This window comes from Amycolatopsis sp. SID8362, assembly GCF_010550475.1.
GTDB classification, from domain to species: domain Bacteria; phylum Actinomycetota; class Actinomycetes; order Mycobacteriales; family Pseudonocardiaceae; genus Amycolatopsis; species Amycolatopsis eburnea.
Genome location: NZ_JAAGNB010000222.1, coordinates 1 through 445, shown reverse-complemented (window position 1 = coordinate 445; position 445 = coordinate 1). Strand labels below are relative to the sequence as shown.

The window sequence follows — 445 nt, the reverse complement described above, 5'->3', positions numbered from 1 at the left end:
CGTCGCCGCGCGCACCTTCGCCCACGCCGAAGCGATCCGGCTGCTGAAGGAAGCGCTGACGCTCGTCCGCGCCCGCCCGCCGAGCGGCGACCGCGACCGCGCGGAGCTGGCCGTCCTCGAAGCGCTCGCCGGACCGCTCAACGCCCGGCACGGCTACTCCTCCCCCGAGCTGCAGCACACGCTGGAGCGTTCGCTCGAGCTCGCGGAGTCCTCGGGCAGCAAGGATTCCGCGCTCACCGCCTTGCTGGAGCTGTGGTCGTCCCGGTTCGTCCAGGGCCGGACCGCGCAGGCGCACGAGTCGGCCGAACGCGCGCTCACGCTGGTCGCCCCCGGGACGAGCCCCGCGCTCAGCGGCTCGGCGCACTTCATCGTCGCGGGCTCGTCGGTGAGCCTCGGGCGCCCGGCCGAGGCGCTGCGGCACTTCGAGCTGGGCGCCGAGCGCACG

1 pseudogene is annotated in these 445 nt (G+C 75.5%); it reads left to right on the top strand.

The window, feature by feature from the left end:
* Positions 1–445 (top strand): annotated as a pseudogene (locus G3I65_RS07575) (SARP family transcriptional regulator); the annotation flags it as partial.